Raw genomic sequence first — 3,253 nt, forward strand, 5'->3', positions numbered from 1 at the left:
GCGGGCCAGGGCAAGGATGTCGGGTGCCACATCTTTGTCGTGGAAAATGATATCGGCTGTTTCGATGTTGCCGGCAATACCGTGCGGGATGTCATAGGCGTTATCGGCGCTGATCGTGACCTGCAAGGATTGGCCGGACGGCACGGTTGCGCTGCTGCCTTGCGGGACAAAGGTGCGGAGTTCATGTGCGAGGTCATCGGGCGTGACTTTGCCAGTGTTGTCCGCGCGCAAGGCGTTTTGGAAAAAACGGGTCCAGAAGCGCTGTCGTGAAAGGCTGTCGCTTAAATGTGCGGCCACGGTTTCGCGGGCATCACGGGCGATTTTGGCAATGTTTGACAAGGTTGCCGGGAACACGGTTTCAAGTCGTTGCCGTAACATGCGTGCCAGTGCCGGGGCGCAGGCACCCGTCGAGATCGTGATCATGATTGGGGCGCGATCAAGAATGGCGGGCACAATGAAATCGCAATGCGCGGTCTTGTCGACGACATTCAGCAAGATGTTGCGTCGTTTGGTTGCCGCCTCGACCCGCTTGGTCAGGTGGGGATTGTCCGTCGCGTCAAACACCATGATCGCGCCATTAATCATGGTATCGACAAACGGGGCGCGTTCCCATGTGATCTGACCGGCATTGTGCATGTTTGCAACATCATCGCACACTTCAGGCGCAATCACCGTGATGTCGGCGTGACTGCGCAGCAGAAGGCGGAGCTTGCCCGCGGCAACTTCGCCGCCCCCAAGCACGACAACCTTCTTGCCCTGAACTTTCACAAATGCCGGGAAGTAGGCGAATTTTTCGTCTGGCTGATCGGTGTTTGCCCGAGGTGCCGTGGCGTTCAGAGTGTTATTCTGCGGCGCGCGGTAATACGTCATCGAGAATCTCCTTTATCTCCGGCACGCAGGATCCGCATCCTGTCCCGGCCTGAAGCAGGCGGCCGATATCGGTCGCCGTCACGGCATTCTGTTCAGAGATGGCTTTGCTGATTGCGGCCAAGCCAACCGAGAAGCACGAACAAATCAGGCGATCATTGATCGCCCCGGCATCGGGCATCCGCCCGGCCAAAAGCGCGTTGCGTTCAACCGGCGCGATGGCATTCGCACCAAACAGGTTTGAAACCCACTCACGACCAAGTGCCGGGCGATCCGGGCCGACAAACAGCGCCCCGGTAATCCGATCACCCTCGAGGCGGGCAAACCGATGGACCCCCTTGTTGGCGTCGGAATATTCAATGATCTGCTCAACGTCCCTGTTTGCGGCAATCGGCAAAAGGGATTTAAACAGGATCGGGGCATCACCGGCGATTTCGTAGACCATGCTGCCCGGTCCGGTCGCACCGACCCAGTAGGGCAGTTTGGAAAGATCGACCGGTGTGCTTGAAAACAGCAATCCCTGCCATTTGGCGCTAAACGGTTCGAGGGCGACCGGAAGATGTTTGCTTTCGGGTTGGCCGGAGTGGGGGTCAACATTGGGGGGCTGTAGTCGACCAATCCCACCCGCGGCCGAGAAGACATCGTTCCAGTGCATCGGAACGAAAACCTGTCCTGGTGTTTGTGCATCCGTAATTGCCACCCGCATCAACGCAGTACCATGCGGGCTTCTGATCCGGGCGATCCCGCCATCAGAAAGGCCGTAAAGCGCAGCATCCTTTGGGTGAATTTCAAGCAACGGTTCGGGGCGATGCGCGCTGAGCCGGGCGGCAGTGCCTGTCCGGGTCATGGTGTGCCACTGATCGCGGTAACGACCGCTATTGGCAATCAGCGGGTATTCCCGGCTGGTTTGAGATTGCGGGCCGCTGTGGGTAAGGCCAAGCATCTTGGCGCGCCCACTTGATGTGGTGAAGATCCCATCGCCATAAAGGCGGGTTGCGCCATTCACAGGCTGAGATTTGCGCGATGCCGGCCATTGAAACGGTTCCATACTGTCATAGGCCGATTTTCTGGCCTTGTGCCATGCGCCGATATCAAAGGCACGTGTGCCATCATTTTCGAATTCCGACAGGGCGGCGTGCTCGGCAAAGATGTCGCTTGGGTCCTTGTATTTGAATGCCTTGGCAAAGCCCATGGCCTTGGCGACTTCGGACATGATCCACCAGTCTGGCTTGGCATTGCCAAGGGCCTCTCGGAACGGGCGTTGGCGCGAAATGCGACGTTCGGAATTGGTGACCGTGCCCGATTTTTCGGCCCAACCGGCAGCGGGGAGTTTGATGTCGGCATGGCGCAATGTATCTGTATCGTTCACCACGTCCGAAACAATCACAAGCGGACAGCGCGACAGCGCAAGCCGAACGCGATCGGCATCCGGAAGGCTGACGACCGGATTGGTCGCCATGATCCACACAGCCTTGATTTCCCCACGTTCAATGGCGCGGAACATATCAACCGCCTTGTATCCTTCGCCCTGTTCAAGAACATCGGATTTCCAGAACCGACGTACGCGATCAACATCAATCGGGTCATTGGGGTTCATGTGGGCGGCCAACTGATTGGCAAGCCCGCCAACTTCGCGTCCGCCCATGGCATTGGGCTGGCCGGTGACGGAGAACGGGCTTGAACCCGGCTTTCCGACGCGCCCTGTTGCCAGATGGCAATTCAGGATCGAATTGACCTTGTCCGATCCGCTTGAGGACTGATTAACCCCTTGCGAGAACACGGTGACGGTGCGTTCAAAGGCGGCAAACCAATTAAAGAACGTTTCCAGTTTTCCCAGACCCGAGCCGAGTTCATCAGCGCTTTCATGGGTGTCGAGCCCGCATTTTTCTGCGGTTGTCTCGATATCAGGGCAGTCAGCACGTGCTTCTGCCACGGCGTGTTCGTAGCCGGTCACATGACGGGCTACGTAACGAAGATCGGTATTGCGGGTTTGATCAAGCCAGGCCAGCAACCCGTTAAACAGGGCAACGTCGCTGCCCGGTTTGATCGGCAGGTGCAGATCGGCAATATCGCAACTTGCCGTCCGCCTGGGATCAATCACGACGATCTTTGTGCCGTGCTTCTCCTTGGCCGCACGCAGGCGCTGGTTCAGCACCGGGTGACACCATGCCAGATTTGATCCGGTCAGAATGACCAGATCGGCGATTTCAAGATCCTCGTAACAGCCCGGCACAACGTCCGCGCCAAACGCCCGTTTATGTCCCACTACGGTCGAGGCCATGCATAGCCGGGAATTGGTATCGATATGCGGCGATCCGATGAAGCCCTTGATCAGCTTGTTGGCGACGTAGTAATCCTCGGTCAGAAGTTGACCCGAGACATAAAA

General features: G+C 57.7%; 2 protein-coding genes. Both read right to left on the minus strand.

The annotated features are described in order from the left end of the window. The coding region (locus tag B3Z49_RS21755) for a precorrin-2 dehydrogenase/sirohydrochlorin ferrochelatase family protein (protein ID WP_296994907.1) at positions 1–870 on the minus strand (870 nt) is incomplete at its 3' end. Then, positions 842–3,253, minus strand: a 2,412-nt coding sequence (locus B3Z49_RS21760; RefSeq protein WP_296994909.1) for a molybdopterin-dependent oxidoreductase, incomplete at its 5' end; no start/stop codon positions are given. The genes B3Z49_RS21755 and B3Z49_RS21760, both read right to left, overlap by 29 nt.

It is taken from the genome of Thalassospira sp. UBA1131, from assembly GCF_002311515.1.
GTDB lineage: Bacteria > Pseudomonadota > Alphaproteobacteria > Rhodospirillales > Thalassospiraceae > Thalassospira.